Raw genomic sequence first — 25,924 nt, forward strand, 5'->3', positions numbered from 1 at the left:
AAATAGGGTGGGCGGTTGGCAGAAATTTTAAGAAAGGAGGTAGGCTATGGAAAAGTTAAAAACCTTTGTCGTCAAGTCAGTTGAGGAAGAGTCAGCTGACTTTCACTTTGAGGCTTATGCCTCCACCTATGGCAATACCGATAGAGATGGCGATGTGATGGCCAAGGGGTGTTTTGACAATACCCTGAAAACTAAGGCCGTCGTCCCTATGTGCTTAAATCACGACCGCAATCGTGTCATCGGTAAGCATGAGCTGTCGGTAGATGAAAAAGGTCTGCGAACACGGTCAACATTCAACCTAAGCGATCCAGAAGCTAAGAAAACCTATGACCTCATGAAGATGGGGGCACTGGATAGTCTGAGCATTGGGTTTTTTATTAATGATTATGAGCCAGTTGACTCTAAGCAACCTTACGGTGGATGGATTTTTAAAGAAGTTGAAATCTTTGAAATATCTGTCGTGACCGTGCCAGCCAATCCTCAAGCAACCGTTGATAATATTAAGGGATTTGATATGTCTATGGTTGACAAGCGAATCGCTCAGGCGAACATGAAGCAAGATATCATGAGTAAACTTGCAACAATTTAAAAAAGGAGCAAAAAATGAAAACACTAGTCGAATTGATGGAAGAACGACAAAAACATGCAGATGAGTTATCTGAGGTCAAATTAAAAAAAGCTTCAATCGAAGAGAAATTGAAGTCAGCAACTATTGGAGAAGAAGAACTTGCACAGTTGAAATCAGATGCAGAAGAATTGGTATCCAAAGCAGAGGAACTCAAAAACAAAATTTCTAAGTTAGATGTTGAGATTGAAGAAAAAGAAGACAATCTCAATAAAGCTGCTAAATCTATCAAGGAAGTACAGAAAGGCAAGACACAAATGGAATACTTAAAAACAAAAGAAGCTGCACTTGATTTCGCTCGAATCCTCATGGATAACGAAGGAAGCTCAAACAGTGCCCGCAAAGCGTGGGAAGCAAATCTGGCTGAAAAAGGTGTAACTGATGTTAACAAAATCTTACCTGAACCAGTATTGATTGCAATCCAAAATGCATTTAATGATTACGATGGTATCCTGAACCATGTAACCAAAGATCCTCGTTATGCAGTACGTGTTGCACTTCAAACGCAACAAGCAAAAGCTAAAGGCCATCAGAATGGCAAAACAAAGAAAGATGAATCTTTTGTATTTATCGATTATACAATCAACTCTGCAGCTGTCTACATCAAGTACAGTTTTGAGTATGCTGACTTGAAGAAGGATACAACAGGTGCTTACTTCAACTATGTGATGAATGAATTAGCCCAAGGCTTTATCCGTGCAGTTGAACGTGCTGTTGTTATCGGCGATGGTAAAAATAGTGATGATGATGACAAAATCACTGAAATTAAATCTATTGCAGAAGAAACACTTACTCAACTATTTGATACACAAGAAATCAGTGTTGACGGGGAATTTGACAGTACTGTTTTAGAAACCCTCGTCAAAGGGATTGATAAACTTGCTGCAAATACAACTCCAATTTTGGTAACTTCAAAAACTATTGCTCGTAAACTTAAAATGGTTAAGGATGGTGAAAAACGCTACATTGATCCACAACCATTCGCACCAATTTCACAAACAGGGAATGTCATTGCTGGTTACCAAGTATATGTCTATGACTGGATGGAAGATGCGACTAACCCAATTATCGCATTTGCTGACAAGGCTTATAAGATGATTGGTGATGATGTCTCTGCTGATCGCTTTGAAGATTATGATGTAACGATGAATCGCCGTCATATCGAACTTGCTAGCGTGCTTGGTGGCCGACTTGGTCAGTACAAATCAGCTGTGAAATTCACAAAAGGTTGATTTTAAATAGAAAGGGGAGTCTAAAATGACAATCCTTAATCAAATTAAAGAAATGGTTGAAGTTGATGTCGAAGAAGAAATCTTCGACACTCAACTTTTAAGCTACATAAATAGTGGGATTTCATATCTAACGAGAAACAACATTCCTATCACTCGCATCGATAAAGAAAGCGAATTGACAGAATGGGATGAGATTGAAGAGGATGATAAAGAAATAATTTTAGATTGGTTACATTTGAGATGTGTTCAGAGATTTGATAAATCCTTGATGACAGGAAACTCAACAACAATGAGCTGGATTGATGAAGAATTGACAAATATTCTCTATCAATTAAAAGCTATTTACGGAGTTTAATCATGAAATCATCTAGAGTATCAATCATCCTTTGTTACGATAAGCGTACAGAGGTCGAAAAAGGTGTTTTTGAAAAACAAGTTGTAGAAAAGAAAGTCAAAGCTGAAAAAGAGAAAATCTACCAACGTAGGCTTGATAAAGCTTTGGCAGATGGTCAAGTTTTGACAGCAAGATTTCGGATACGTTCTAACTATGTGACAGATTCCTTAGACTACGTGAAGTACAAAGGGAAAGAGTACAAGGTAAATGTTGGAACTGAATCTGATGATGCCCACTACACGATAATTGAATTAGGAGAATTGAAATAATGGCTAAGAAGTTTTTCACCAGGCAAGAAATTCAAGAAATCCTAGAAAAAAACACTTTAAAATCAAAAGTGTTCTATATGGAACGTGAGGAAAAGTCCTCTCCTGACAACGTTATTCTTTACTATCGTTTAACTCCTGGTAGTAGTATTACTGCTGATGACACAGTACACATGAGAAAAGTGACTATTCAAATCAGTCACTATCACAAGAAGAAACTAGACAGCATTGAGGAATTGATGTTGTCTAATTTTATGTGTGAACCTAGTCAGTTGAATCTAAAACAGCCTGATACAGATTACTTACTTACAACCTACAGAATCGAGGTATTCACAAGTGGGAAGTGGTAGCGTTAATGTGAAAACATTAAAAATCGATATACAGAATCAGGTTTTAGAAATCATAGAAAAAGCAGGAAAAAGCACCGCTGGAGATATTAGAGACGGAAGTCCTAGAAGAAACGGAGTATATGAAAAAGGATGGACTCACGAGACCATTGAAGATATCGCTGTAGTATATAACAAAGGGAAAGAAAAGTCGCTTGCTCACTTGTTAGAAAATGGCCACGCAACAAAAAATGGTGGATTTGTAGCACCTCAAGAACACATCAGACCAGCTTATCTCAAAAATAAAGAAATCTTTCTCAATAATATGAAATCAATAAAAATCAGACCAAATTAAGGAAGGAGTCACAATGACTTATAAATATGACACACGAGAGGTTACTCATGGTAATGCCATGGGATTCTTTGCTAAGATTTCAAAAACAGAATCTGGCGCACTCGATCTAAAAACACCATACCCATTTACAGGATTGCGAAAAACATCTTTTGAAACTTCACAAGAATCAAAGGCATACTACGCAGACAATGTGGAGCACGTTCGTCTTCAAGGTAAGAAATCAACTGAGGGATCCATCACGACTTATCAAATTCCTAAACAATTCATGGTTGATCACTTGGGTAAAAAGCTGACAACTTCAACTCCTCCAGCGCTCATCGATACTGGTGTGAATGCGAATTTCATTTGGGGATATACTGAAACAGTTACAGATGAGTTTGGTTCTGAGGTTGAGGAGTTCCACATCTGGACCAATGTAAAAGCATCAGCTCCAAAAGGCAGCACTACAGCAGATGAAAGTTCTGCTACACCAAAAGAAATCGAAATTCCATGTACTGCGTCACCTAACAATTTCATTCTAGATTCAGATAAAAAACCTGTTTCAGAAATTGTATGGCGTGATACAGACAAGGGTGTTATTCGTGCTAAATTTGATAAATTGTTCACTTCAAGTACCCCAACGAAATTGATTGATTTTATCAATGAAGCTTTAGGAACAACAGCCATCGTGTCAGGAGGCTAAAATGATTAAAAAAGAACTATCATTCACAGCGTTTGATAGTTATGGTGAAGAAAGAGAGCACACTGAAACAGTGCGCTTTCTTTACTCTTTACCAGCTATCAAGATGTATGAACAGCGAACAGGTCGCAACTTCTTTGATGACAACCAAAAAGCACTCACAGCTTACACACAGCTTGCCCTTGCAACTGGTGTAAATGCTAGCTTATCTGATTTAACTGATGAAGAAAAAGTCAAACTAATGCCATTACTTATGGAGCCAGATTTCATGAACTTCCTAACTGAAGTCATCCCTTGTCTGTACGGTGAGGTTGAGAATGGTCGCTTGGTACAGAATGAGCTGACTGCTGAAACAGCCTCCCTTGCTCCTTGGTTTGGGGATTTGATCGATATTGGTTTTTTCTCAGACCTCTTTTATGAATTTAACCGAAGTAGAGCAAAGGTTCCTCAAGATAGAAAAAAGCCTCAACAGAAGTCATAACATCCGAAAAAATTTATAAGGTTGTTTTTGAAAATCGGATGGATGTTTTTTGGGCAGAAAGTCAACACTTTAATTATCTGATGGGGACACTACATCAGATGAGTATCAATGAAAATGAGAAGAAAACTTTATCAAATGCAGAATTACTAAATGTAATGTCTGACTAAAACTGAAAGGAGGAAATCTATGGCTGAAACATTTGAAGGCTTATATGTCAAATTTGGTGCTAATACTGTTGAATTTGACAGGTCAGTAAAAGGTATCAATAATGCTTTATCTAGTTTGAAAAAAGATTTCAACAACATCAATAGACAATTGAAGATGGATCCAGACAATGTCGACTTGCTGAATCGTAAGTTGCTCAACTTACAGGAACAAGCTCGTGTTGGTGCTATGAAAATTGCTGAACTCAAAAAGCAACAAAAGGCACTGGGAGAATCCGAAGTTGGGTCAGCACAGTGGAATAAGCTTCAACTTGAAATTTCTAAAGTTGAATCACAGATGAAGGTTGTTGACCAGGCAATGAATTCAACCAAAAAACATATCGAAGATGTAGGAAATCCAAAGTCTATTTTAAATCTCAACAAAGAAATCAACAATGTTGCAAAAGAACTTGATATCGTCAACCAGAAGCTTGAATTAGATCCTAAAAATGTAGAATTGTCCGAAGAAAAAATGAAGTTATTAGGTAAACAATCTTCATTAGCCAAGGATAAGGTCCAGGAGTTGAAACGGAAACAAGAGGAATTAGGAAAGGAAAAAATCGGAACAGAGGAATGGCGACAACTTCAAAATGAAATTGGGCAAGCAGAAGTTGAGGTGTTAAAGATAGATAAAGCCATGGGGAATCTAGGGGATTCGAGCCGTTCAGCAACAGGAAACATCAAGGAAGCTACAGGATACTTAAAAGCCGATGTAATGATGAACGTTGCTGAAAAGGCAGGACAACTAGGTCAAAAAATGGTTGATGCTGGTAGAAAAACAGTAGATGCATGGTCTGAAATTGACGAAGCAATGGATACTGTTACGACGAAGACTGGACTGACTGGAGAAGCCTTGTTAGGACTTCAGGAAATTGCAAAAGGAATCGCTACATCTTTACCAGCGACTACATTTCAAGAATCTGCTGACGCAGTCGGTGAGTTAAACACACAATTTGGACTTACTGGCGATACTTTGCAATCTGCAGCAGAGTATCTATTGAAATATTCGAAAATAACTGGAGAAGACGTTTCAAATTCCGCAATAAATGCCAAGAAAGCAATTGATGCTTACGGTCTATCTAATGAGGATCTAGCGAGAGTATTGGACTCAGTAACAAAGGTCGGCCAGGATACTGGTCAATCTTATGACTCTATCTTTCAAAAAGCCATTGATGGAGCTCCACAGATTAAGATGCTAGGATTATCTTTTGAAGAAGGGGCGACATTAATTGGTAGATTTGAAAAAAGTGGGATTGACTCTTCTGCCGCTTTAGCTTCACTTTCAAAGGCTACAGTAAACTATGCTAAAGACGGAAAGACATTGACTGAGGGGTTGAACGAGACCGTCAATGCAATTCAGAATGCTACTAGTAAGACAGAAGCAATAAGAATTGCTTCTGAAGTTTTTGGGAGCAAGGCTGCCCCACGTATGGTAGATGCTATCCAACGTGGGGCCTTTAGCTTTAATGATTTAGCTGAAGCAGCACAAAACTCATCAGGAACTGTAGCAACAACATTTGATGAAACAATAGATCCTATTGATAAACTAACAACCTATTCCAACAAAGCGAAAGAAGGTCTTGCTGAGATAGGTGGTAAATTACTTGAGACTGTTATACCAGCTTTAGAACCTTTGATGGGTATGCTTGAATCTGCTGTCAATTGGTTTACCAGCTTAAATGAAACTGATCAACAGACTATCGTGATTCTTGGTCTCGTTACAACTGCTGTAATGCTACTGCTTGGTGCAATAGCACCTCTAGTTATTGCTATAGGTGCAATAGGTGCTCCTGTTGGAATTGTCGTAGCGGCAATAGTTGCTGCTATTGCCGCTATTACACTCATCATTCAGGCCATCATGAACTGGGGGGCTATATCCGAATGGCTTCAGTCGACGTGGGATGCTTGCGCCGCTTGGCTTTCTGAATTGTGGACTAATATTGTCACGACTGCTACTACAGCGTGGTCAAGTTTCACTGCTTGGCTTTCTGAAATTTGGTCTTCAGTAGTCTCAACGGGACAGTCTTTGTGGTCTAGCTTTACTAGCACCTTGTCCAATATTTTCTCAAGTTTGATTTCAGGAGCTCAGTCTCTGTGGTCAAGTTTTACTTCTACCCTTTCCAATTTATGGTCTGACCTGGTCTCAACTGGGTCAAATTTGTTTAATAATTTGAGTAGCACGATTTCAGGAATTTTTAATGGTATCTTATCAACTGCTAGCAATATTTGGAACTCTATCCAATCAACTATTTCAAATGCTATTAACGGTGCTAAAGATGCGGTAGGTAGTGCAATTGAAGCTATTAAGGGATTCTTTAACTTTGAATTTAGATGGCCTCATATCCCTCTACCACACTTTAGTATTTCAGGCTCTCTTAACCCAGTTGACTGGTTGAGTAACGGGTTGCCAAGTATTGGCGTAGAGTGGTATGCCAAGGGTGGTATCTTGACCAAGCCGACTTTATTTGGAATGAATGGAAATAGAGCAATGGTTGGTGGAGAAGCTGGTGCAGAAGCAATCCTTCCGCTCAATAAGTCAACTCTTGGTGCCATTGGACAAAGTATTGCTAATACGATGAATACATCGAATAGCATCAATGTCAACTTTTCAGGAGTGACCATCCGAGAAGAAGCCGATTTGAATAGACTAGCTGACGTAGTCGGAACACGTATTGCTGAAGAACTACAAAGAAAAACTAATTTGAGAGGAGGTTTCGCATGACAAAAATTAATGAGTTAATCATCGACGGAGTGAAAACATCATCATTTAAATGTGAGATTCTAGTTGAAACACGACCACAAGTCATCGTATCCTCCTCAAAAACTAGTCTTTTAGAACATGATGGGATCAGTGGTGCAATTGTTCAATCAAATAGGCATCGTAGGTTGATTGAAAAAAGCTACCACATCAGCTTGATTAACCCAACGGATGAAGACTTATACCGCTTTTCTTCTCTGTTAAATCGTGAAAAATTTTGGTTGGAGAATGAACAAGAACCAAGCGTGAAATATTGGTGCTATAAAGTGGATGATTTCAAAATTGTTAAAGATGATTTTGGTGCATGGACGGTGGATGTAAAATTCACTTGCCATCCTACAAAATACTTTAAAGGCACCGATACACAGAGATTGACAAGAAGTGGGACCTTGACCGTTCAAGGTTCTGCTCTTGCCTTTCCTAAAATCACAATCGTTGGTCAGAGTGCTTCTGAGACTTCGTTTACAATTGCTGGTCAGGTCATTCGTCTTGAAAGGCTTACTGAATCACTTGTGATGGTCAATAATCCTGACAATCCTAGTTTTAAAACGACAACAGGGAAGCCAGTGAAATGGTCAGGGGATTTTATCACAGTTGATCCAGCGAAAGTGCAGAATGTTGGTGTTGTTTTAGGTCCAGGTATTCAATCACTTGAAATCGAAACGGTTTGGGGGTGGGCATAATGCTATATTTGCTTGAAAGTGATACTCGTAACGTTAAATGGAACGGTATTCCACTGCATGAAGCGACTTCAGCAATCATAAAAGAGCAAATGAATGGGGATTTTACCCTTACTGTTCGCTACCCTATCACCGACTCTGAGATTTATCAACTTTTCCGTGAAGATATGTTGATTAAAGCACCAGCTCCTGTGATTGGTCCGCAGTTGTTCCGTATCAAGAAGCCAGTAGAGAATGATGACCATTTAGAAATCACTGCTTATCATATCACTGATGATGTCATGCAGCGGTCTATCAATCCTTTGTCTGTCAATAAGCAGAGTTGCTGGCAGGCTCTTTCTCAATTGGTACAAGTTGCTAAGTCTCCTATCAATGATTTTTCATTTACCAGTGATATCACAGACAGGCGGACCATCAACACGAAAGAAGTAGAAACACTCTACAGCGTGTTGATGGATGGCGCTCACTCAATCGTGGGAACGTGGGAAGGAGAGTTGGTTCGGGATAATTTCGCTATCTCAATCAAGCGAAACCGAGGAGAGGACAGAGGTGTTATCATCTCTACCCACAAAAATCTTAAATCTTATCAACGTACCAAAAACTCACAAAATGTTGTTACTCGGATTCACGCCAAGTCTACATTTAAGGCAGAGGGCGCCAAGGAAGATACAACGATTGCTATAACAGTAGATAGTCCCTTAATTGGTGCTTACCCGTATATCAACGAAAGAAGTTATACAAATAACAATATTCAGACTGTTGAGGAGTTGACAAAGTGGGCCAGTGCTAAATTTACTAACGAACACATAGACAAGGCTACAGATGCCATTAAGATTGAAGCATATGAACTTGATGGGCAGACTGTTCACATGGGTGACACAGTCAATCTGAAAAGCTATAAGCATAATGTGGACGTTTATAAGAAGGCCATTGCCTACGAGTATGACTGTCTGGCAAACAATGGACAGGGAGCCTATCTGACCATTACCTTTGATGACAAAGTGAAATCAGGAGGAAACGGTGGCGGTGTTTCAGCAGTAGCCAATGCGATCTTGGACAAGCAAGAAACACAATTTGACATTATGCTGGAGCGTGTGATCGCCAACGCTGACCGTGCTTTTGACGCTGAATTTGCCAAGCGTGAGAAAGATATTACTGACGCTATCGAACTTGCCAAGGCCAAGGCGGAAGAAGTCAAGCAAGAACTGTCTGACACTATCAATCAGCGCTTCGATAGCTTTGACAATGGTCCATTGAAAGAAGCCAAGCGCAAGGCTGAGGAAGCCTTGAAAAACGCTGGCGCAAGCAGCCTACTCGCTCAGGAAGCGAAGCAGATTGGGTTGGATTCAATTGCCAAACTCGAAGCGTTTAAGTCACAGACTACGAACGCTCAGACGGCTCTGTCGGGAGATTTGGATGTTTTGAAACAGACAGTCACAAGCGAGGTCAATCAAGCTTCGGAATATCGCAGAACGACCACAGAGGCCCTTAGTCGTATGACTGGCCAGATGAACGGATTTGCAACAAAATCTGAAGTTAAACAAGACATCGATGGACTGACTCAAACCTTTGCCAAAATGAAGGTCGGCGGTCGGAATTATGCTGAAGACTACGATTTTTCAAGGGGACTTTGGTACTATACTCAAGGAGATAATAGTCCACAAGATTGGATTATTGCAAACGGAGAATACAATGTAAAAGGTACTACGAAGACTTGGAAGCAGATGCAAATCTATTCAAGAGAAGGCAGTCACGCTTTGGGGAAAAAATCGACGGCTCTTCTTGAGTTGGAAATCGGCGAAACCTACACACTTTCGTTTCAAGGAATTTGCTACTCTGGTTCTTCAAGTGTTTGGCTATCATTAAGGGCTAACCGTACAGTTTCCAATAATCCTGAAATTATGTATGGCAATTTCAATCTCACGTCTAGCTGGCAGACTTATCAAGTCACTATACCAGCATTGACCAAGCCTGAAAATTTTAATTTCTGGCGAATTATTCTTGGTTATAACGAGATTGGCCATGTGGCTTTTCGCAAGGTTGAATTGACCAGAAGTTCTACTCGTATAGATGCAGGTCCTGCTCCAGAGGACGGCAAGACTGACCTTGTAGTTGCCAAGTCTGAATTCCAAAAAACAGCGGATGGCCTATCTGCTAAGATGTCAGCAGTTGAGCGTTACGTTAATCAAGACGGTCAGCGACAGGAAGCATTGCAGCGTTATGCTCGTGAGGAGAGCGCTCGTCAAGTCAGCGCAGTTCGTGAGCAGATATCCAGAGATTATGTTGGGAAATCGGCTTATCAAGAAGATGTGCGAGGTCTTGAACGTCGTTTTGGTGCGATAAGTACGCAGACTAACAATGACATCGCTACAAAAATTGCTCAGTACAAGCAGACGGTCGATGGGCAATTTGCAAGTATCACATCTCAGATAGCTGGCAAGGCTAACCAGAGCGACTTCCAGCGAGTCAGAGAGACCAGTCAGCTCTATGAGCGAATTTTAGGCAATACTAACAATAGTATCGTAGACAATGTCGCTCGAATGGCTATGACAAGCCAGCTATTCCAGGTTGAGGTTTCAAAAGCTGCGAAAGGTGGCCGAAATTATATCAGGAATGGTCAATTTAAGAACGGTTCAAAAAATTGGCTTGAATATCAATCTGTCAATTTTGGTTTGAATTTTAACTATCAACACTCTCAAAATCCCAATAATCGAAATCGTCCAGGACTACACTTCTATCACGAATCTCAAGATGTTGCTAATTTTTTTGGAATTCAGCAATCTTTTGCATTTGATGGTGTTCGAGGTGAGAAAGTGAGTGTATCTCTTCTTGTTTCAAAAGATGGCGGTGATAGCAACAGTGGCTTGAGAGTCGCTTTGCACTACATCAAAAACAAGGACATTATTGGACAAGAGTGGCAAAGTATCCCAAGTCCACAAATAACATCGAAGTACAAGCGCTTCACATTTACGTTTACTTTATCAGACGATGTTGAAAATCTAAATTTGATGCTCTACGGAGAAAAAGGGAAGACCATCAATCTCTATGTGACAGATGTTCAACTTGAAAGAGGTTCTGTCGCGACGGACTACAAAGAAGCTCCTGAAGACACAGACGAAGCGATTCGCACGGTTCAAAGTCAACTGGCTGGTTCGTGGGTGGTTCAGAACATCAACTCTGCTGGAGATATCATCTCTGGAATTAATCTTGGCGCTAACGGTCATAATCGACTTGACGGGAAATTGACCCACATCACTGGTGAAACGCTGATTGATAATGCTGTTATCAAGTCAGCTATGATTGACAAGCTGAAAACGGCCAATTTTGAAGCTGGTTCGGTCACGACTACGATATTAGACGCTGAAGCGGTCACGGCTGAGAAGTTGAAAGTTGATAATGCGCTTGTTAGAAAAATCACTGCAAATGAAGCATTTATTGACCAACTGACATCTAAACGCATTTTTGCGACAAGAGTCGAGTCCGTCATTACTAGCTCAACTGTTTTAGAGGGTTACAAAGGCTGGATTGGTGGCTTCCAGCTCGGAACGCATGATTCAGGTTCTGGACGTTGGATAACTGGTAGCAACCACTTCTCGGTTGGAATGGGAAATGGCGAAGGTGGCGATAACGCATCAGCTCTCTGGGTTAACTGGGGATACGATTGGAACGAACCTGGATACTATGCATGGTTCGTTAAAAATAATGGCAAGATGTATTGTAAGAATACCGCTGAATTTTGGAGAACACCAATTATTCACAGCGACCTGAAAGTAGAAGGTAACATCATTTATGATGGTGGTGCGTGGGTCTATTCTAGTCAATACAAGAAGATTGGAAGAAGCAGTACATATTATTTTTATCTGGAAAAAACCGATGGTGGCAGAGATTATTTCCTAGTTTCGAACGATACTTCTGACCGCAGACTGAAATCAAACATTCAAGAGAGTAGTGTTTCAGGGATTGATATTATTAATCGTTTGAAAACGTATAGTTACCGAAAAGAATTTAATAATGAGGTAGAGGATATCTCATGCGGTATCATGGCTCAAGATGTGCAGAAGTACGCTCCAGACGCTTTTCGAGAGGCCCCAGATGGAGTTTACACATATAACACATTTGCACTGGTACCTTACCTAATCAAAGCCATTCAAGAGTTAAATCAAAAAATAGAAAAAATGGAGAAAACAATAGCATGAATAACAACATGGACGCAGTAGTAAATCAGTTAACACTTGATTCACTGACTAAAAAACTAGCAGTTAGCGAGCAAGAATCAGCTAAGAACGAGGCTCTTTATTTGTATGTAGCAAGCGAATTGCACACGATGAAAGAGGTTCTAGAATATGACCCAGCTCTAAAAGAGTTATTTGAAGAAACACAAGCTAAAATGAAAGGAACTAACTAATGAATTACGAAGTAGCAATTAAACCATATCTTAAAGGTACAGAAAATGTGACAGTTGTCGCGATCAAGATGGAAAACAACGGACGCTATTCTTACGAGCAAGTAGAATTGCACGGTGACCATACGCAGGATAATGAAGCGACTTTGGTTCAAGCAGTGCTGGATCATATCCGCACAGAGCTTGACCCAACAAGCGCCATCGTGCAAGCGCAGGCTAAACTGCAAGAAGCTGAACAGAAGCTGGCTCAGACAGAAGCCAAACAAACGGCTACAGACCAAGCTGTTAAGCACAATCAGGCAGAGACAGACCGCTATGGTAAAATCACCCATGCGATCGTTTTAAATGCCGTAGCAGGCAAGACAATCGCTTATGGAACTATCTACAAGGAATTGGTAGAGTTGATTCCACTGGCTGAGGTTGGGAAACATTACTTGGCACATGACTTGATTACCATTGAAGACCCAGCACACGTTGAGGTGGATGGCGAAGGTAAGCGTATCTTGATTCAGTTGAACAAGGAATTTACTTACAACGGTGAACCTGTCAGCGACTTTGCCCGTAACGGTCGTCTTGAAATGGACGGAACAGGTGCAGCATGGAAGTACGAGCCTAAAGGATAGAGGCGCTTATGGCAGAATTTGAACGTTTAATTGTCCAAATTTTCCTCTCTCTCATTCCTGTTGTCGGACTTTATTTCTCAATGAAAGACCGAGCTACCAAGCAAGAGAATCGTCTCACGGTTTTAGAGAAAGACATCGAGAATCTGCACGAATTTAAGATGTCTGCCAATAAACGATTAGATAATCATGACGAACAGGACAAGGCTATCTTGGTACTTGCGGAACAAGTTAAGTCGTTAGGTGAAGATATGAGAGAGTTGAAAACGTTGATTCAGAGTAAAACCTGAGAAAGGAGCAAAGAATGGCTTATGTTCGTAATTCAACGAATCTCAAACAAGTTGACGGTGGATTTTTAGTCAAGCAAGGCGATGTGGCTTCCACATTTGCCTTTTCTTTGCTCGACGAAAATCATGATCCGATTTCACAGCTTGAAGGACAAGAGGCATCTATCACGTTGACGAGAGGCAAGGAGCAATTACGCAAAACGGCAGTCGTGACAAATGGTGCAGTTACTTTTAATCTAGGTATGATTTTACCTGCTGGATTATATCAAATCGAGGTATCAGCGGGGGGATATACATTCCCAAGCGACGACTCGACTCAAATTCGAATTACCAAATCGGATAAGAATCTGGTCACAGAAGAAATTCATTCTCTTAAGGAGTTGGATATCGCAGAAGAAGTAAAAAAACAACTTGCAGGTCTTTCTGCAAGCGAAGGTGGAGCATGTCAGGAAATTCCAGACCTGCTTTTTTATTACAATTTAGGAAAGGTTTAAACAAATGGACACAACAAAATTAACAGAATTTGCCCGCACTTTGGGAGAAGATAACAAGTTAATGTTGCACTTAATCAGTACAAAGATTGACAACGATACGTTAATGCAGGCTATCGAGCAGGCTAAAACCGCAGTTAAGAATGACCTTCTAGGTGATGGAGTGCCTGAAAATCTCAACACGCTTAAAGAGCTTGCTGAGGAAATCGCTAAACTGAGCGGTAGCACTGAAGGCGCAGTTGTGCAGAAACTTGCCGACCTTGGCCGTCGTATCGACGAATTTGCAAACCTTGATTTGGTCGCAACCTATAACGCTGCGAAAGCGTGATTGTATGGCTCATCAATATTCTAATAATTTTGACGAATTAGCTTATGTCGTCGGTAAGGATATCAAGGCGCTGAACCAAAAGCCTGAACCAAGGCTGACTTTGACAGGAAATACCCTCGGTATCGCTGGGGGTAATAATGTCACTCTGCCGATACCAGACAATGTAGGGCATGAAATCCGTGGCGCAGGCTCGCCAGAAGGACGTATAGTTGCTGAAATCGGCACGACCTATGTAGATGTCAATGCCACGAATGGCGCTCTGAAATGGATTAAAGAGAGCGGAAATGGCAATACTGGATGGCGTGTGCTGATTGGTGATACTGGTTGGAAAACGTTGAACATCACTTCAAAATTAGGGAACTCATTCGTAAAAATAAGACGGGTTAATAACCTAGTGACTTATCAATTTGGAGGACTTCAATGGGGCTGGTTTGGAATTGTAAGACGAGATGGTCAAGGATATATTGTACAAGTTTCTGATAGAGAAAGAAATTGCATGATAATGGATTATAATACAATCCCTGTCGGGTTTAGAAGTTCGTATTCATTGATCGGGAATATATACAATGACAATGGAATTATTTACGGGTCTTGGTACTTGGGAGGGAATGCAGACCAAAATCATTTAAGATTCCAATTCTTAAACCCAGTGCCAACTGACCGTGATATCGGCGACATTCGCGTAAGTGCCATCTCGTATATAACTGACGAGCCATGGCCAGCAACATTGCCATAATAGAAAGGAAAAACATATGACACAATTTAATGAATTGATTATCGCTTTTGCTACAGGGTTTTTAGCTGTAGCAGTAGGCAATATCATCAAAGCAGTAAAAGACTACCTTTTACGCAAAGGTGGAGAAAAAGCGGTGAAAATTGCTGAAATTCTAGCTAAAAATGCAGTACACGCAGTAGAGCAGGTAGCAGCTGAAACTGGCTACAAAGGTGATGAAAAGCTGGAGCAAGCTCGTGATAAAGTCCGTGCAGAGCTGACCAAATATAACATCAGCATGACTGATCGTGACCTCGATACATTTGTCGAGTCAGCCGTGAAGCAGATGAACGACGCTTGGAAAGGAGACAAAGAAAATGTCTAAGAAACAAGATATGATTAACGACCTCATTGCTCACGCTGATGCTGGGACTGGGGTTGACTATGATAAGAGGTACGGCTATCAATGTGCTGATGTGACGTGCTACGGAATCTACGAGTATTTCGGTACTCGTCTATGGGGGAACGCTATTGACTTGCTACGGTCTGCAGAATCAGCAGGCTTGCAAGTCGTATATGGTGCTCAATATCCTAAGGCTGGTTGGTTCTTCGTTAAGAACTTCGTGGCAGGAGATGGAGTGAATTATGGCCATACTGGTCTTGTCTACGAGGACTCTGACGGTTCTACAATCAAGACGATTGAGCAAAATATTGACGGGAACGCTGATTTCTTGGAAGTCGGTGGGCCTTGTCGTTACAATGAGCGCTCTGTTGATTCGATTGTGGGATATATTGTGCCGCCTGAAGAGGATGAATCAGGCTGGAAGCATGATGACACTGGCTGGTGGTGGCGTCGCAAAGACGGTTCATATCCAACATCTAAATTTGAAGCAGTAGATGGAAACTGGTTCTATTTCAACGATAACGGCTATATGTATGCGAATCAATGGCTACATCATACAGACGGCTATTGGTATTGGTTCGACAAAGATGGATACATGGCCAATAGCGGATGGAAGAAGATTAATGGCAAATGGTACTATTTCAATCGTGACGGTGCTATGCAGACTGGCTGGGTTAAATACTACGAGAAGTGGTATTACCTGGCTTCTCAAAATGGCGATATGGTATCGAATACCTTCGTACCTTACAACGGAGGCTACTACCTCATGCTTGAAGATGGCCGATTGGCTGATAAAGAAAGCTTTAAAATTGAGCCAGATGGCTTGATCACTACTAAATAATTTTAAAAAATAAAACGAAAGGAAAACTTTTCTAAAATGTGTATCTACCGCAGGCTTAGGCTTGCGGTTTTTTGTTTGCTCAAAATAGAAAAAACAGTGATGGTACTCACTGTTTTTCTTGTAGTGTATGGGCGTAAGAAGTCATGCTGATAGCGTGTTTTAAACGCATGTTCATAATATCTGATACACCGTTTTTATACTTATCTACTGCCTGAATAGATACGCCACAGTTTTTGCTGATAGCATAGGCTGTGGCGTTGTCTAAAAGCCAGCGGATAGCTTTAATATCTACTGACATATATTACCTCGTAAAATACCAAACTGCAAATAGGAGTAGAAGAAGTCCAATAATAAATTCAACTTTTTCACGCTTGGTGGTTTTTCTAATTTTAAGATTTACTTTCATTGTTTTTCCTGCTATAATTTAAGTACACCCCCGAAGGGGTGGATAGTGATTTCTCACTATCCAATTTCTAGGTGCCATTCAAAGCTGATTATAAATAAGTTTATTTTGACTACGAGCTTATTTGTTTTTACTTTGAGTGGCTTCTTTTTGAACTTAAACATTTTGTTTTCCTTTCTACTAGTTTCCTTGTCTAAGGTTTCCTCCTTAACCTTATGTATCCATTATACAACTAAAGTTGTATAATGTCAATAGTTTTGATGAAGTTTTTTAACTTTTTTCAAAAAAAAGACCTTGTCCAGAGGTCGGGGAGTTGGAGGGGACACCCTCCAAGAGTGTTGATTTAATAAGATTTTATTTTACCTTTTTCATAATAATCTCCCTATAAAGTCACCGCATTCGGTGGCTTTTTTTGTCTCGGGAATCATGATATAATAATAAAACTGACAAGTAGGAAAAGGGAAATTGATGAATTATACAGTTGAAGAAAAAGAAGCCTTTATGAGGGAGGCTTTGAGAGAGGCTGAGATTGCTCTTGAACACGATGAAATTCCAATTGGTTGTGTGATTGTCAAAGATGGGGAAATCATTGGTCGTGGGCACAATGCTCGTGAAGAGTTGCAGCGGGCTATCATGCATGCAGAGATTATGGCTATAGAGAATGCGAACCTGAGTGAGGAGAGCTGGCGCTTGCTGGATTGCACGCTTTTTGTGACCATTGAGCCTTGTGTCATGTGTAGTGGGGCGATTGGGCTTGCCCGTATTCCAAACGTGGTCTACGGGGCTAAAAACCAGAAATTTGGCGCTGCTGGTAGTTTGTACGATATCTTGACAGATGAGCGTCTCAATCATCGTGTGGAGGTTGAAACGGGAATTTTGGAAGATGAATGTGCAGCTATTATACAGGACTTTTTCCGAAATCGACGGAAAAAATAATTTTTCTTTTAAAATGAATAGGAATGTGATATAATAAACAGTGGAGCAACAGTTCTGCGTGAAGCGGGTCAGGGGAGGAATCCAGCAGCCCTAAGCGATTTGAATTGTGTGCTCTTTTTTTCGTGCTTTTTCCGAATAAATAAGATAGAATAATCTAGAATAAATGATAATAGAAAAGAGAAAATTATGAAAATTCGTGGTTTTGAATTGGTTTCGACTTTTACAGATGAAAATTTATTGCCAAAGCGTGAGACAGCGCATGCGGCTGGTTACGACTTAAAGGTAGCTGTGCGCACAGTTATCGCTCCAGGAGAGATTGTGTTAGTTCCGACAGGGGTTAAGGCTTATATGCAGCCGACTGAGGTTCTCTACCTCTATGATCGCTCTTCAAATCCTCGTAAGAAGGGCTTGGTCTTGATTAACTCGGTTGGTGTCATTGATGGGGATTATTATGGTAATCCAGGGAATGAAGGGCATATTTTTGCTCAGATGAAGAATATCACAGACCAAGAGGTTGTTCTTGAAGTAGGGGAACGTGTGGTCCAGGCTGTTTTTGCTCCTTTCTTAATTGCAGATGGAGATGCGGCAGACGGCGTTCGAACTGGTGGATTTGGATCGACAGGGCATTAATATGAAGATTATCTTTGTACGTCATGGGGAGCCAGATTATCGTGAGTTAGAGGAGCGTTCTTATACGGGATTTGGGATAGATTTGGCGCCCTTATCTGAAGGGGGACGGCAGCAAGCCCAGAAATTGAGTATCAATCCTTTACTATCCTCAGCTGAAATAATTATATCTTCTGCAGTCACAAGAGCTTTAGAAACGGCTTCTTATGTGGCCTGTGCTACGGGACTTCCTTTGAGAGTGGAGCCTTTACTACATGAATGGCAGGTCTATGAAAGTGGCACAGATAATTTTGAAAAAGCTCGTACTATGTTTCTAGAAAATAAGGGGGAGTTACTCCCAAATTCTCCTGTTCAATATGAGACAGCTAAAGAGATGAAGTCTCGTTTTCTAGAATGCATGGCTAAGTATCGAGATTACCAGATTGTGATAGTGGTAACTCACAACATGCTTATGCGCCAGTTTGTGCCAAATGAGAAGATTGATTTTTGCCAAGTGATTGAGTGTGAGTTAGAGATATAGAAAGAGGTTTATCATCGCAAAGAAAAAAGCGACATTTGTATGTCAAAATTGTGGGTATAATTCCCCTAAATATCTGGGACGTTGTCCTAACTGTGGGTCTTGGTCTTCCTTTGTAGAAGAGGTTGAGGTTGCCGAGGTCAAAAATGCGCGTGTGTCCTTGACAGGTGAGAAAACCAAGCCCATGAAACTGGCTGAAGTAACTTCTATCAATGTCAATCGAACCAAGACAGAGATGGAGGAATTCAACCGTGTACTTGGAGGCGGAGTGGTACCAGGAAGTCTCGTCCTCATAGGTGGGGATCCTGGGATTGGAAAATCAACCCTTCTCCTACAAGTCTCAACCCAGTTGTCTCAAGTGGGGACTGTTCTCTACGTCAGTGGGGAGGAGTCTGCCCAGCAGATTAAGCTACGAGCAGAGCGCTTGGGAGATATTGATAGCGAGTTTTATCTCTATGCAGAGACCAATATGCAGAGTGTTCGAGCTGAGGTGGAGCGCATCCAACCAGACTTCCTCATTATTGACTCTATCCAGACCATTATGTCTCCTGAGATTTCAGGGGTGCAGGGGTCTGTTTCTCAGGTGCGTGAGGTGACGGCTGAGCTCATGCAGCTGGCCAAGACCAATAACATTGCCATCTTTATCGTAGGTCATGTGACCAAGGAAGGAACCTTGGCTGGTCCTCGTATGCTAGAGCATATGGTAGATACAGTGCTTTACTTTGAAGGGGAGCGTCACCATACCTTCCGTATTCTGAGAGCGGTCAAAAACCGTTTTGGTTCAACAAATGAGATTGGGATTTTTGAGATGCAGTCAGGTGGCTTGGTTGAGGTCCTCAATCCGAGTCAAGTTTTCCTAGAAGAGCGTTTGGATGGAGCAACTGGCTCGTCAATCGTTGTGACCATGGAAGGGACGCGTCCGATTTTGGCGGAGGTTCAGGCTTTGGTAACACCGACCATGTTTGGAAATGCCAAGCGTACTACGACAGGGCTTGATTTTAATCGTGCGAGTCTGATTATGGCTGTTTTGGAAAAGCGTGCAGGGCTTCTCTTGCAAAATCAGGATGCTTATCTCAAATCTGCTGGCGGTGTCAAATTGGATGAACCTGCGATTGACTTGGCCGTTGCGGTTGCTATTGCTTCGAGCTATAAAGACAAGCCAACTAATCCTCAGGAATGTTTTGTGGGAGAACTGGGCTTGACAGGAGAGATTCGGCGTGTGAATCGTATCGAACAACGCATTAACGAAGCTGCTAAACTGGGATTTACTAAGATTTATGTGCCTAAGAATTCCTTGACAGGAATCACTCCGCCTAAGGAAATTCAGGTCATTGGTGTGACAACGATTCAGGAAGTTTTGAAAAAGGTCTTTGCTTAATTTGTGACAAATCCTCTTAAAAATGATAAGATAGGAGAAATATTTGACTATCAAATTTTCAAGGAGGGAATCGTGTCGTATTTTGAACAGTTTATGCAAGCTAATCAGGCTTATGTTGCCCTACATGGACAGTTAAATCTGCCACTTAAACCCAAAACAAGAGTGGCTATTGTGACCTGTATGGATTCACGTTTGCACGTTGCGCAAGCTTTGGGATTGGCACTTGGGGATGCTCATATCTTGCGGAATGCAGGTGGTCGAGTGACTGAGGACATGATTCGTTCGCTAGTTATTTCCCAGCAACAAATGGGGACAAGAGAGATTGTGGTATTGCACCATACAGACTGTGGTGCTCAGACCTTTGAAAATGGACCTTTTCAGGAGTATTTAAAAGAGGAACTAGGTGTCGATGTGTCAGACCAAGACTTCTTGCCCTTCCAAGATATAGAGGAGAGTGTACGCGAGGACATGCAACTTCTTATCGAGTCTCCCCTAATACCAGACGATGTTATTATCTCTGGTGCTATTTACGATGTGGATACAGGAAGTATGACAGTCGTAGAATTATAAACACTTCATTTAGAAAGAAAGTGTATGAAGAAAAACAGTATTTTATTTATTTTTATCTTATTGCTATGTATTGGTTTACAGTATGAAACCATCTACTATACGGATGGTTCGATGTCAGCTGCGGAATATGGACTAATGGGAGTTTCTATCTTTCTAGCTCTCTTTTACATGATTCCAGCTCTTTATTTCCTTTTCCGTATTGGGAAAAAATGGGAATTGCCAAAGAATGCCTTGATCTTACCTTTATTGGGTGGGATGTTCCTTTCAGGCTGGTTGTCTAGCTTTGCGAATACCTATATCCATGATTTGCTGGGGGTTCTTTTCCCAGATAGTACATTTTTAAATGCCTTTGAAAGTGCGATTGTGGCTCCTTTGGTAGAAGAACCCTTGAAATTGTTGCCACTTGTCTTTGTTTTAGCTTTGATTCCTGTGCGAAAATTAAAATCTTTGTTTTTACTTGGGATTGCTTCTGGTTTGGGATTCCAAATGATTGAGGATATTGGTTATATTCGTACGGATTTGCCAGAGGGATTTGGCTTTACTATTTCGAGAATTTTAGAGCGTATCATCTCAGGTATTGCCTCTCATTGGACTTTTTCAGGTCTGGCGGTAGTAGGTGTTTACTTGCTTTACAGAGCTTATAAAGGACAGAAGGTTTACAAGAAACAGGGGCTTGTTTTCCTAGGTTTAGCCTTGGGAACTCACTTCCTGTTTAACTCTCCTTTTGTGGAGTTGGAGACAGAGTTGCCTTTAGCGATTCCAGTGGTTACGGCTATTGCTCTTTACGGTTTTTATCAGGCTTATCGCTTTGTTGAGAAGCATAATGAGTTGATGAACTAGAATATTTTTCAAAAGAATGATGCAAGGGTACAAATATGGTGCCCTTCTTTTATTTTTGATTGAAAAATAGTGCAAAAAGCGCTACAATGGTAAATGGAAAATCTTGTGAAAAGCACAAGCGATACATATATACCGGAGGAAATCATGTCTTTTTCTGATTTAAAGCTGTTTGCCCTTTCTTCTAATCAAGAATTGGCAAAACGTGTAGCGCAGGAGATTGGGATAGAGTTGGGAAAATCAAGTGTTCGTCAATTTTCAGATGGAGAGATTCAGGTCAACATCGAAGAATCAATCCGTGGGAAACACGTCTTTATCCTACAATCAACTAGTTCGCCTGTAAATGACAATCTGCTTGAAATTTTGATTATGGTAGATGCTTTGAAGCGTGCGAGTGCAGAATCTGTCAATGTTGTCATGCCTTACTATGGATATGCACGTCAGGATAGAAAGGCGAGAGCGCGTGAGCCAATCACTTCAAAACTTGTCGCAAATATGCTTGAAGTAGCTGGAGTAGATCGTTTATTGACAATCGACTTGCATGCTGCACAGATTCAAGGATTCTTTGATATTCCTGTGGATCACTTGATGGGAGCTCCTCTGATTGCAGATTATTTTGAGCGTCGTGGCATGGTTGGTTCTGACTATGTGGTTGTTAGCCCAGACCATGGGGGTGTGACTCGTGCCCGCAAACTAGCAGAATTTTTGAAAACATCTATCGCTATTATCGACAAACGTCGTAGCGTTGATAAGATGAACACTAGTGAAGTCATGAATATCATCGGTAAGGTTGAAGGCAAGACTTGTATCTTGATTGATGATATGATTGATACGGCTGGAACGATTTGTCATGCGGCAGATGCCCTTGCGGAAGCTGGTGCTGTTGAAGTCTATGCAAGCTGTACACACCCAGTACTGTCTGGACCTGCTATGGACAATATCCAAAAATCAGCTATTAAGAAATTGGTTGTTTTGGATACCATCTATCTGCCAGAAGAGCGTTTGATTGATAAGATTGAGCAGATTTCAATCGCTCATCTATTAGGGGATGCTATTGTACGTATCCATGAAAAACGCCCACTTTCTCCACTTTTCAGTATTGAGAAAAAGATTTAATGACCAAGCCTGAGATGATTCTCAGGTTTTTTTTCATCTCTTTTCCGAATAAATAGATAGTAGCATCGAATCTAGTAAACCTAGATTTAAAACTGTGGTATAATAAAAGGAGGAAAAGGATGATTCTAAGACATCCGGGCATCAGCCCAACTAATGACTTGGTTGCTAAGAAAATCTTTAGCAATCCAGAAATCACTTGTCAATTTATCCGCGATATGCTGGATTTACCAGCTAAAAATGTAACTATTTTAGAGGGAAGCAATATTCATGTCTTGCCCACTACGCCTTACTCGGCTCAGGATTTCTATACTAGTATAGATGTTTTAGCTGAACTAGATAATGGCACTCAAGTAATCATTGAGATTCAAGTGCATCATCAGAATTTTTTCATCAATCGCCTATGGGCTTACCTATGCAGTCAGGTCAATCAAAACCTAGAAAAAATTCGTCAGCGAGAAGGTGATACACACCAGAGTTACAAACACATCGCACCAGTATACGCTATTGCGATTGTGGATAGCAATTATTTCTCAGATGATTTGGCTTTCCATAGCTTTAGCATGCGAGAGGACACGACAGGTGAGGTCTTAACTATCACAAATAATGGACAAGAAAACCATCTTGTTAAAATGGCTTTCTTGGAACTAAAAAAATACAGAGAAACCAGCAAAGACGAGGTTCGCAAGCCGTGGTTGGAGTTTTTCGGGAACAAACCCTTTACTCAAGAACCAGAGCGAGCTATCAGTCAAGCAGACCAACTGCTAGACTACAAGAGCTGGTCCGAGGAGGATAGGAAAATGTTTAGTGAACAACGCAGACGCGAAGAACAAGCCTTGTTAGCGCAGGACTATGCCTTGGAAACAGCTAGGGCGGAAGGCATTGAACGTGGTCTTGCAGAGGGCATTGAACAAGGGCGTGCAGAGGGTATCGAAGAGGGATTAAAAGTAGGTCTAGTAAATCTAGTACGTCAAGGCCTTCTGACTTCAGAGGTTGCCAGCCAGCAGCTGGGAATGACAGTCTCTGAGTTTGAAGAACTATTGAAAGAGCATCGCAAATAAGAACTTAAAAAATACAGAGAAACCAGCAAGGATAGCGTTCGCAAACCGTGGTTGGAGTTTTTCGGGAATAAACCCTTTACCCAAGAACCAGAGCGAGTCATCAGCCAAGCAGACCAACTGCTAGACTACAAGAGCTGGTCCGAGGAGGACAGGAAAATGTTTAGTGAACAGCGTAGGCGTGAAGAACAAGCCTTGTTAGCGTAGGACTATGCCTTGGAAACAGCTAGGGCAGAAGGTATTGAACAAGGCTTAGAGCGTGGGAAAGTTGAAGGATAAATCTTTATCTTTCTAGATTTAGTACGCCAACATGTTTTAACTTCAGAATTTGCGAGTGAATAATTAGACACAAATTGAAAAAATATCAAGTTTACTTGACTTTTTTTATAGAATAGTATAGTATTTAGATACAAGCACTCCTTTTGCTCCCTGTTTCATAGCAACTGGAGTCATTTTTTTATAAATTTAGAAGGTTAATGATGTACACAACTGATAATAGTATTTCTTTGTCAAGAGATTTAAAGAGAGAAATGAAAGCATTTTTACCTCTTAAAGATTTGGTAAGTTATCTTTCAGATAAGCTAGATATGTCACCTGAAGAGGAACTAGATTCCAAAAACTTTTTACGTTGTCATAATTACTATTCGTTTTCGGCGTTTATTAAACAGGTTCCAGATAATCTTCATAAAGGAAAATTTCAAGCAGCGATTTCATTGTATGAATTTAATGATTGGTTGTCGCAGTTTCTGTTTATATTTTCTGGTAGATTAGAACAGTTTATAAAATCAACTTTTATTGAATCGCTTTGCCAGCAATATAATGGAAAATATCAAAAAGGTGAGTGTTACTTGGATGAAACTATTTATGAAAACTTTGAATTATATAACGAATTTATTTCAATTATAGAAAAACATTTATCAGAGAATCAAAGTCTTTCAATACAGCATCATATCAAAAATAAAGGTTCGAAATTCCCAATTTGGGTGCTTTTTCAAGAGATGACTTTTGGGGAAACAACTCGTTTTATAAGTGCACTAAAAAAAGAATACCGAGAGTATTGGATAGATACTACATTTTTATCAACTGGTGTGGTAAATTCTAAAATTCATGGAGAAGAAATCCAAAGTAAGTTATTTGGCTGGGTTTCAGCTACATGGTATATAAGAAATAGGACAGCACATCATTTAAGACTATATGGTCAAAATTTTACAATAGCAAGTCCAAGTTTCTTTTCAGCTGATTTGCGTCAAATAAACAAGAATGCAGAGACTAAAAAGAAAAAGACGCATAATAACGATTTATTTGCTTATCTTCTAGCTATGAAAAATCTTATACAACATCATTCACATTCTTTTGTTCAAGATTGGAACGATTTTTTAATGACTTTAGAGGAACAGTTGATGGAAAAGTCAAATATCATATTATCTAGTAAGATTGGTTTGCCAAGCAATTGGAAAGATATATTGTGGATTGGTTGAACTAAGGAATGATTTTTTGTTCAAGCTATTATTCAGAGTATCTTTGACAATTCAGATGAAAAACCAAACATTAAAAAGTTGATTACCAAGATAATAAAGGATTAGGTGTAGTATTTGGGAATCGCTATAGCGGGCGATGTAACACCTGAATAAGCTGAGAAAATCAGAATCATCAAGGAACACGATGATGTTCTTACCATCTGTAAAGAAGATTTGGAAACTCAGTCAAGAATATCAAGAACAGGTCAAGATGATTCAAATCGTTCCTAGATTCAGGGTGCTTTAATTTTAAAAATTAGGTGTCAAAACCTCTTTTAATACAGACAAAATTAAGAATAGACAATAATTTTAATAACTTTTATTTTTTCATCTCTTTTTCGAATAAATAGATAGTAGCGGTGAATCTAGTGAGATTAGATTTAAAAATGTGCTATAATGAAAGGAGAGGAAATATGACTGTGCGTCATCCGGGCATTAGCCCGACCAATGATTTGGTAGCTAAGAAAATCTTTAGCAATCCAGACATCACTTGTCAATTTATTCGCGATATGTTGGATTTACCAGCCAAAAATGTAACCATTTTGGAGGGGAGCAATATTCATGTCTTGCCATCCCTGCCTTACTCGGCTCAGGATTTCTACACTAGTATAGACGTCTTGGCGGAGTTGGACAACGGTACTCAAGTAATTATTGAAATTCAAGTGCATCATCAGAATTTTTTCATCAATCGCTTGTGGGCTTATCTATGTAGTCAGGTCAATCAAAATCTTGAAAAAATTCGTCAGCGTGAAGGTGATACTCACCAGAGCTACAAACACATTGCCCCAGTATACGCTATTGCTATTGTCGATAGTAATTACTTCTCAGATGACTTGGCTTTCCACAGTTTCAGCATGCGAGAGGACACGACAGGTGAGGTCTTAA

Annotated in this window: 31 protein-coding genes, 1 other RNA gene and 1 pseudogene; 32 read left to right on the forward strand and 1 reads right to left on the reverse strand. The window is 40.4% G+C overall.

The window, feature by feature from the left end:
• Positions 1-46 precede the first annotated feature (46 nt).
• From CJ239_RS07120 to CJ239_RS07215, 20 genes are all read left to right on the forward strand, one after another.
• Entirely contained in the window at positions 47-589 is a 543-nt protein-coding gene (locus tag CJ239_RS07120) for an HK97 family phage prohead protease (RefSeq protein WP_102211051.1), read from the forward strand.
• Positions 590-603: 14 nt separating this feature from the next.
• Positions 604-1,857: a phage major capsid protein gene (locus tag CJ239_RS07125; RefSeq protein ID WP_102211052.1), complete on the forward strand. Its 1,254-nt coding sequence runs from the start codon at positions 604-606 to the stop codon at positions 1,855-1,857.
• A gap of 25 nt (positions 1,858-1,882) precedes the next feature.
• Positions 1,883-2,212, forward strand: a complete 330-nt coding sequence (locus tag CJ239_RS07130) for a hypothetical protein (protein ID WP_102211053.1) — start codon at positions 1,883-1,885, stop codon at positions 2,210-2,212.
• A gap of 2 nt (positions 2,213-2,214) precedes the next feature.
• A complete protein-coding gene (locus tag CJ239_RS07135) occupies positions 2,215-2,520 on the forward strand; it encodes a head-tail adaptor protein (protein WP_102211054.1) in 306 nt (101 codons plus the stop codon).
• Positions 2,520-2,867: a hypothetical protein gene (locus tag CJ239_RS07140; protein ID WP_001074487.1), complete on the forward strand. Its 348-nt coding sequence runs from the start codon at positions 2,520-2,522 to the stop codon at positions 2,865-2,867. Before CJ239_RS07135 ends, CJ239_RS07140 begins: the two co-directional genes overlap by 1 nt.
• The gene (locus CJ239_RS07145) at positions 2,854-3,198 is read left to right on the forward strand and encodes an HK97 gp10 family phage protein (protein ID WP_102211055.1); all 345 of its coding nucleotides are present in this window, start codon (positions 2,854-2,856) and stop codon (positions 3,196-3,198) included. The genes CJ239_RS07140 and CJ239_RS07145 overlap by 14 nt, the downstream gene beginning before the upstream one ends.
• Before the next feature lie 13 nt (positions 3,199-3,211).
• The gene (locus tag CJ239_RS07150) at positions 3,212-3,880 is read left to right on the forward strand and encodes a phage tail protein (RefSeq protein ID WP_102211056.1); all 669 of its coding nucleotides are present in this window, start codon (positions 3,212-3,214) and stop codon (positions 3,878-3,880) included.
• 1 nt (position 3,881) lies between these two features.
• Positions 3,882-4,358: a hypothetical protein gene (locus CJ239_RS07155; RefSeq protein WP_102211057.1), complete on the forward strand. Its 477-nt coding sequence runs from the start codon at positions 3,882-3,884 to the stop codon at positions 4,356-4,358.
• A gap of 38 nt (positions 4,359-4,396) precedes the next feature.
• Positions 4,397-4,525 carry a hypothetical protein gene (locus tag CJ239_RS12180; protein WP_000382427.1) on the forward strand — a complete coding sequence of 43 codons (129 nt, stop codon included), beginning with the start codon at positions 4,397-4,399 and terminating at the stop codon, positions 4,523-4,525.
• A 19-nt stretch (positions 4,526-4,544) separates the two neighbouring features.
• Positions 4,545-7,283 carry a phage tail tape measure protein gene (locus CJ239_RS07165; protein ID WP_102211058.1) on the forward strand — a complete coding sequence of 913 codons (2,739 nt, stop codon included), beginning with the start codon at positions 4,545-4,547 and terminating at the stop codon, positions 7,281-7,283.
• The gene (locus CJ239_RS07170; protein WP_102211059.1) at positions 7,280-8,002 is read left to right on the forward strand and encodes a phage tail protein; all 723 of its coding nucleotides are present in this window, start codon (positions 7,280-7,282) and stop codon (positions 8,000-8,002) included. The genes CJ239_RS07165 and CJ239_RS07170 overlap by 4 nt, the downstream gene beginning before the upstream one ends.
• Positions 8,002-12,195 carry a phage tail spike protein gene (locus CJ239_RS07175; protein WP_102211060.1) on the forward strand — a complete coding sequence of 1,398 codons (4,194 nt, stop codon included), beginning with the start codon at positions 8,002-8,004 and terminating at the stop codon, positions 12,193-12,195. The genes CJ239_RS07170 and CJ239_RS07175 overlap by 1 nt, the downstream gene beginning before the upstream one ends.
• Positions 12,192-12,404 carry a hypothetical protein gene (locus tag CJ239_RS07180; RefSeq protein ID WP_102211061.1) on the forward strand — a complete coding sequence of 71 codons (213 nt, stop codon included), beginning with the start codon at positions 12,192-12,194 and terminating at the stop codon, positions 12,402-12,404. Before CJ239_RS07175 ends, CJ239_RS07180 begins: the two co-directional genes overlap by 4 nt.
• Positions 12,404-13,024, forward strand: coding sequence for a hypothetical protein (locus CJ239_RS07185; RefSeq protein WP_102211062.1), 621 nt, complete (start codon positions 12,404-12,406; stop codon positions 13,022-13,024). Before CJ239_RS07180 ends, CJ239_RS07185 begins: the two co-directional genes overlap by 1 nt.
• Before the next feature lie 8 nt (positions 13,025-13,032).
• Positions 13,033-13,311, forward strand: coding sequence for a hypothetical protein (locus CJ239_RS07190; RefSeq protein ID WP_102211063.1), 279 nt, complete (start codon positions 13,033-13,035; stop codon positions 13,309-13,311).
• Positions 13,312-13,325: 14 nt separating this feature from the next.
• A complete protein-coding gene (locus CJ239_RS07195; RefSeq protein WP_102211064.1) occupies positions 13,326-13,802 on the forward strand; it encodes a carboxypeptidase-like regulatory domain-containing protein in 477 nt (158 codons plus the stop codon).
• Positions 13,803-13,863: 61 nt separating this feature from the next.
• Positions 13,864-14,127, forward strand: coding sequence for a hypothetical protein (locus tag CJ239_RS07200; protein WP_257994487.1), 264 nt, complete (start codon positions 13,864-13,866; stop codon positions 14,125-14,127).
• 4 nt (positions 14,128-14,131) lie between these two features.
• Positions 14,132-14,863, forward strand: coding sequence for a hypothetical protein (locus tag CJ239_RS07205; protein ID WP_102211066.1), 732 nt, complete (start codon positions 14,132-14,134; stop codon positions 14,861-14,863).
• A 16-nt stretch (positions 14,864-14,879) separates the two neighbouring features.
• Positions 14,880-15,224, forward strand: coding sequence for a phage holin (locus tag CJ239_RS07210; RefSeq protein ID WP_102211067.1), 345 nt, complete (start codon positions 14,880-14,882; stop codon positions 15,222-15,224).
• The gene (locus CJ239_RS07215) at positions 15,217-16,083 is read left to right on the forward strand and encodes a CHAP domain-containing protein (RefSeq protein ID WP_102211068.1); all 867 of its coding nucleotides are present in this window, start codon (positions 15,217-15,219) and stop codon (positions 16,081-16,083) included. The genes CJ239_RS07210 and CJ239_RS07215 overlap by 8 nt, the downstream gene beginning before the upstream one ends.
• Before the next feature lie 106 nt (positions 16,084-16,189).
• Here CJ239_RS07215 and CJ239_RS07220 read toward each other — a convergent pair whose 3' ends face one another.
• Positions 16,190-16,381 (reverse strand): hypothetical protein, encoded by a 192-nt coding sequence (locus CJ239_RS07220; protein WP_000109864.1) that lies wholly within the window; start codon positions 16,379-16,381, stop codon positions 16,190-16,192.
• A 573-nt stretch (positions 16,382-16,954) separates the two neighbouring features.
• On the opposite strand from CJ239_RS07220, the gene tadA reads away from it, so the two are divergent.
• The 12 genes and pseudogenes from tadA to CJ239_RS07280 all read left to right on the forward strand — a co-directional run.
• A complete protein-coding gene (gene tadA, locus CJ239_RS07225) occupies positions 16,955-17,422 on the forward strand; it encodes a tRNA adenosine(34) deaminase TadA (RefSeq protein ID WP_102211069.1) in 468 nt (155 codons plus the stop codon).
• Between the two features lie 34 nt (positions 17,423-17,456).
• Positions 17,457-17,552: signal recognition particle sRNA small type (gene ffs, locus CJ239_RS07230), an RNA gene on the forward strand.
• Between the two features lie 56 nt (positions 17,553-17,608).
• On the forward strand, positions 17,609-18,052 hold the full coding sequence (locus CJ239_RS07235; RefSeq protein ID WP_000702002.1) for a dUTP diphosphatase: 444 nt from the start codon (positions 17,609-17,611) through the stop codon (positions 18,050-18,052).
• Complete coding sequence (locus CJ239_RS07240; RefSeq protein WP_180958236.1) at positions 18,003-18,569, forward strand: histidine phosphatase family protein; 567 nt, start codon at positions 18,003-18,005, stop codon at positions 18,567-18,569. Before CJ239_RS07235 ends, CJ239_RS07240 begins: the two co-directional genes overlap by 50 nt.
• Positions 18,570-18,582: 13 nt before the next feature.
• Positions 18,583-19,944 (forward strand): DNA repair protein RadA, encoded by a 1,362-nt coding sequence (gene radA, locus CJ239_RS07245; protein WP_077804517.1) that lies wholly within the window; start codon positions 18,583-18,585, stop codon positions 19,942-19,944.
• A 72-nt stretch (positions 19,945-20,016) separates the two neighbouring features.
• Complete coding sequence (locus tag CJ239_RS07250) at positions 20,017-20,514, forward strand: carbonic anhydrase (RefSeq protein WP_004237611.1); 498 nt, start codon at positions 20,017-20,019, stop codon at positions 20,512-20,514.
• 24 nt (positions 20,515-20,538) lie between these two features.
• Positions 20,539-21,354 (forward strand): PrsW family intramembrane metalloprotease, encoded by an 816-nt coding sequence (locus CJ239_RS07255; RefSeq protein ID WP_102211071.1) that lies wholly within the window; start codon positions 20,539-20,541, stop codon positions 21,352-21,354.
• Positions 21,355-21,498: 144 nt separating this feature from the next.
• Positions 21,499-22,467 (forward strand): ribose-phosphate diphosphokinase, encoded by a 969-nt coding sequence (locus CJ239_RS07260; RefSeq protein ID WP_033682853.1) that lies wholly within the window; start codon positions 21,499-21,501, stop codon positions 22,465-22,467.
• A gap of 119 nt (positions 22,468-22,586) precedes the next feature.
• The gene (locus CJ239_RS07265) at positions 22,587-23,525 is read left to right on the forward strand and encodes an Rpn family recombination-promoting nuclease/putative transposase (RefSeq protein WP_102211072.1); all 939 of its coding nucleotides are present in this window, start codon (positions 22,587-22,589) and stop codon (positions 23,523-23,525) included.
• Positions 23,526-23,864 (forward strand): annotated as a pseudogene (locus tag CJ239_RS12185) (hypothetical protein); the annotation flags it as partial.
• Between the two features lie 137 nt (positions 23,865-24,001).
• Positions 24,002-25,000, forward strand: a complete 999-nt coding sequence (locus tag CJ239_RS07275; protein WP_180958237.1) for an Abi family protein — start codon at positions 24,002-24,004, stop codon at positions 24,998-25,000.
• 452 nt (positions 25,001-25,452) lie between these two features.
• Positions 25,453-25,924 (forward strand): PD-(D/E)XK nuclease family transposase (locus CJ239_RS07280; protein WP_102211074.1); only part of this gene is annotated, 472 nt, incomplete at its 3' end.

It is taken from the genome of Streptococcus sp. UMB0029 (assembly GCF_002871495.1).
Classification (GTDB): Bacteria; Bacillota; Bacilli; order Lactobacillales; family Streptococcaceae; genus Streptococcus.

Excerpts from the sequence above, each read along its gene's own strand:
- CJ239_RS07260 (WP_033682853.1), top strand. The coding sequence starts at position 21,499 with ATGTCTTTTTCTGATTTAAAGCTGTTTGCCCTTTCTTCTAATCAAGAA.
- CJ239_RS07275 (WP_180958237.1), top strand. The coding sequence starts at position 24,002 with ATGTACACAACTGATAATAGTATTTCTTTGTCAAGAGATTTAAAGAGA.
- CJ239_RS12180 (WP_000382427.1), top strand. The coding sequence starts at position 4,397 with ATGGATGTTTTTTGGGCAGAAAGTCAACACTTTAATTATCTGATGGGG.
- tadA (WP_102211069.1), top strand. The coding sequence starts at position 16,955 with ATGAATTATACAGTTGAAGAAAAAGAAGCCTTTATGAGGGAGGCTTTG.
- CJ239_RS07195 (WP_102211064.1), top strand. The coding sequence starts at position 13,326 with ATGGCTTATGTTCGTAATTCAACGAATCTCAAACAAGTTGACGGTGGA.
- CJ239_RS07190 (WP_102211063.1), top strand. The coding sequence starts at position 13,033 with ATGGCAGAATTTGAACGTTTAATTGTCCAAATTTTCCTCTCTCTCATT.
- CJ239_RS07215 (WP_102211068.1), top strand. The coding sequence starts at position 15,217 with ATGTCTAAGAAACAAGATATGATTAACGACCTCATTGCTCACGCTGAT.
- CJ239_RS07125 (WP_102211052.1), top strand. The coding sequence starts at position 604 with ATGAAAACACTAGTCGAATTGATGGAAGAACGACAAAAACATGCAGAT.
- CJ239_RS07185 (WP_102211062.1), top strand. The coding sequence starts at position 12,404 with ATGAATTACGAAGTAGCAATTAAACCATATCTTAAAGGTACAGAAAAT.
- CJ239_RS07210 (WP_102211067.1), top strand. The coding sequence starts at position 14,880 with ATGACACAATTTAATGAATTGATTATCGCTTTTGCTACAGGGTTTTTA.
- CJ239_RS07205 (WP_102211066.1), top strand. The coding sequence starts at position 14,132 with ATGGCTCATCAATATTCTAATAATTTTGACGAATTAGCTTATGTCGTC.
- CJ239_RS07240 (WP_180958236.1), top strand. The coding sequence starts at position 18,003 with ATGCGGCAGACGGCGTTCGAACTGGTGGATTTGGATCGACAGGGCATT.
- CJ239_RS07120 (WP_102211051.1), top strand. The coding sequence starts at position 47 with ATGGAAAAGTTAAAAACCTTTGTCGTCAAGTCAGTTGAGGAAGAGTCA.
- CJ239_RS07165 (WP_102211058.1), top strand. The coding sequence starts at position 4,545 with ATGGCTGAAACATTTGAAGGCTTATATGTCAAATTTGGTGCTAATACT.
- CJ239_RS07150 (WP_102211056.1), top strand. The coding sequence starts at position 3,212 with ATGACTTATAAATATGACACACGAGAGGTTACTCATGGTAATGCCATG.
- CJ239_RS07235 (WP_000702002.1), top strand. The coding sequence starts at position 17,609 with ATGAAAATTCGTGGTTTTGAATTGGTTTCGACTTTTACAGATGAAAAT.
- CJ239_RS07200 (WP_257994487.1), top strand. The coding sequence starts at position 13,864 with ATGTTGCACTTAATCAGTACAAAGATTGACAACGATACGTTAATGCAG.
- CJ239_RS07180 (WP_102211061.1), top strand. The coding sequence starts at position 12,192 with ATGAATAACAACATGGACGCAGTAGTAAATCAGTTAACACTTGATTCA.
- CJ239_RS07140 (WP_001074487.1), top strand. The coding sequence starts at position 2,520 with ATGGCTAAGAAGTTTTTCACCAGGCAAGAAATTCAAGAAATCCTAGAA.
- CJ239_RS07170 (WP_102211059.1), top strand. The coding sequence starts at position 7,280 with ATGACAAAAATTAATGAGTTAATCATCGACGGAGTGAAAACATCATCA.
- CJ239_RS07220 (WP_000109864.1), bottom strand. The coding sequence starts at position 16,381 with ATGTCAGTAGATATTAAAGCTATCCGCTGGCTTTTAGACAACGCCACA.
- CJ239_RS07135 (WP_102211054.1), top strand. The coding sequence starts at position 2,215 with ATGAAATCATCTAGAGTATCAATCATCCTTTGTTACGATAAGCGTACA.
- CJ239_RS07155 (WP_102211057.1), top strand. The coding sequence starts at position 3,882 with ATGATTAAAAAAGAACTATCATTCACAGCGTTTGATAGTTATGGTGAA.
- CJ239_RS07130 (WP_102211053.1), top strand. The coding sequence starts at position 1,883 with ATGACAATCCTTAATCAAATTAAAGAAATGGTTGAAGTTGATGTCGAA.
- CJ239_RS07255 (WP_102211071.1), top strand. The coding sequence starts at position 20,539 with ATGAAGAAAAACAGTATTTTATTTATTTTTATCTTATTGCTATGTATT.
- CJ239_RS07175 (WP_102211060.1), top strand. The coding sequence starts at position 8,002 with ATGCTATATTTGCTTGAAAGTGATACTCGTAACGTTAAATGGAACGGT.
- CJ239_RS07265 (WP_102211072.1), top strand. The coding sequence starts at position 22,587 with ATGATTCTAAGACATCCGGGCATCAGCCCAACTAATGACTTGGTTGCT.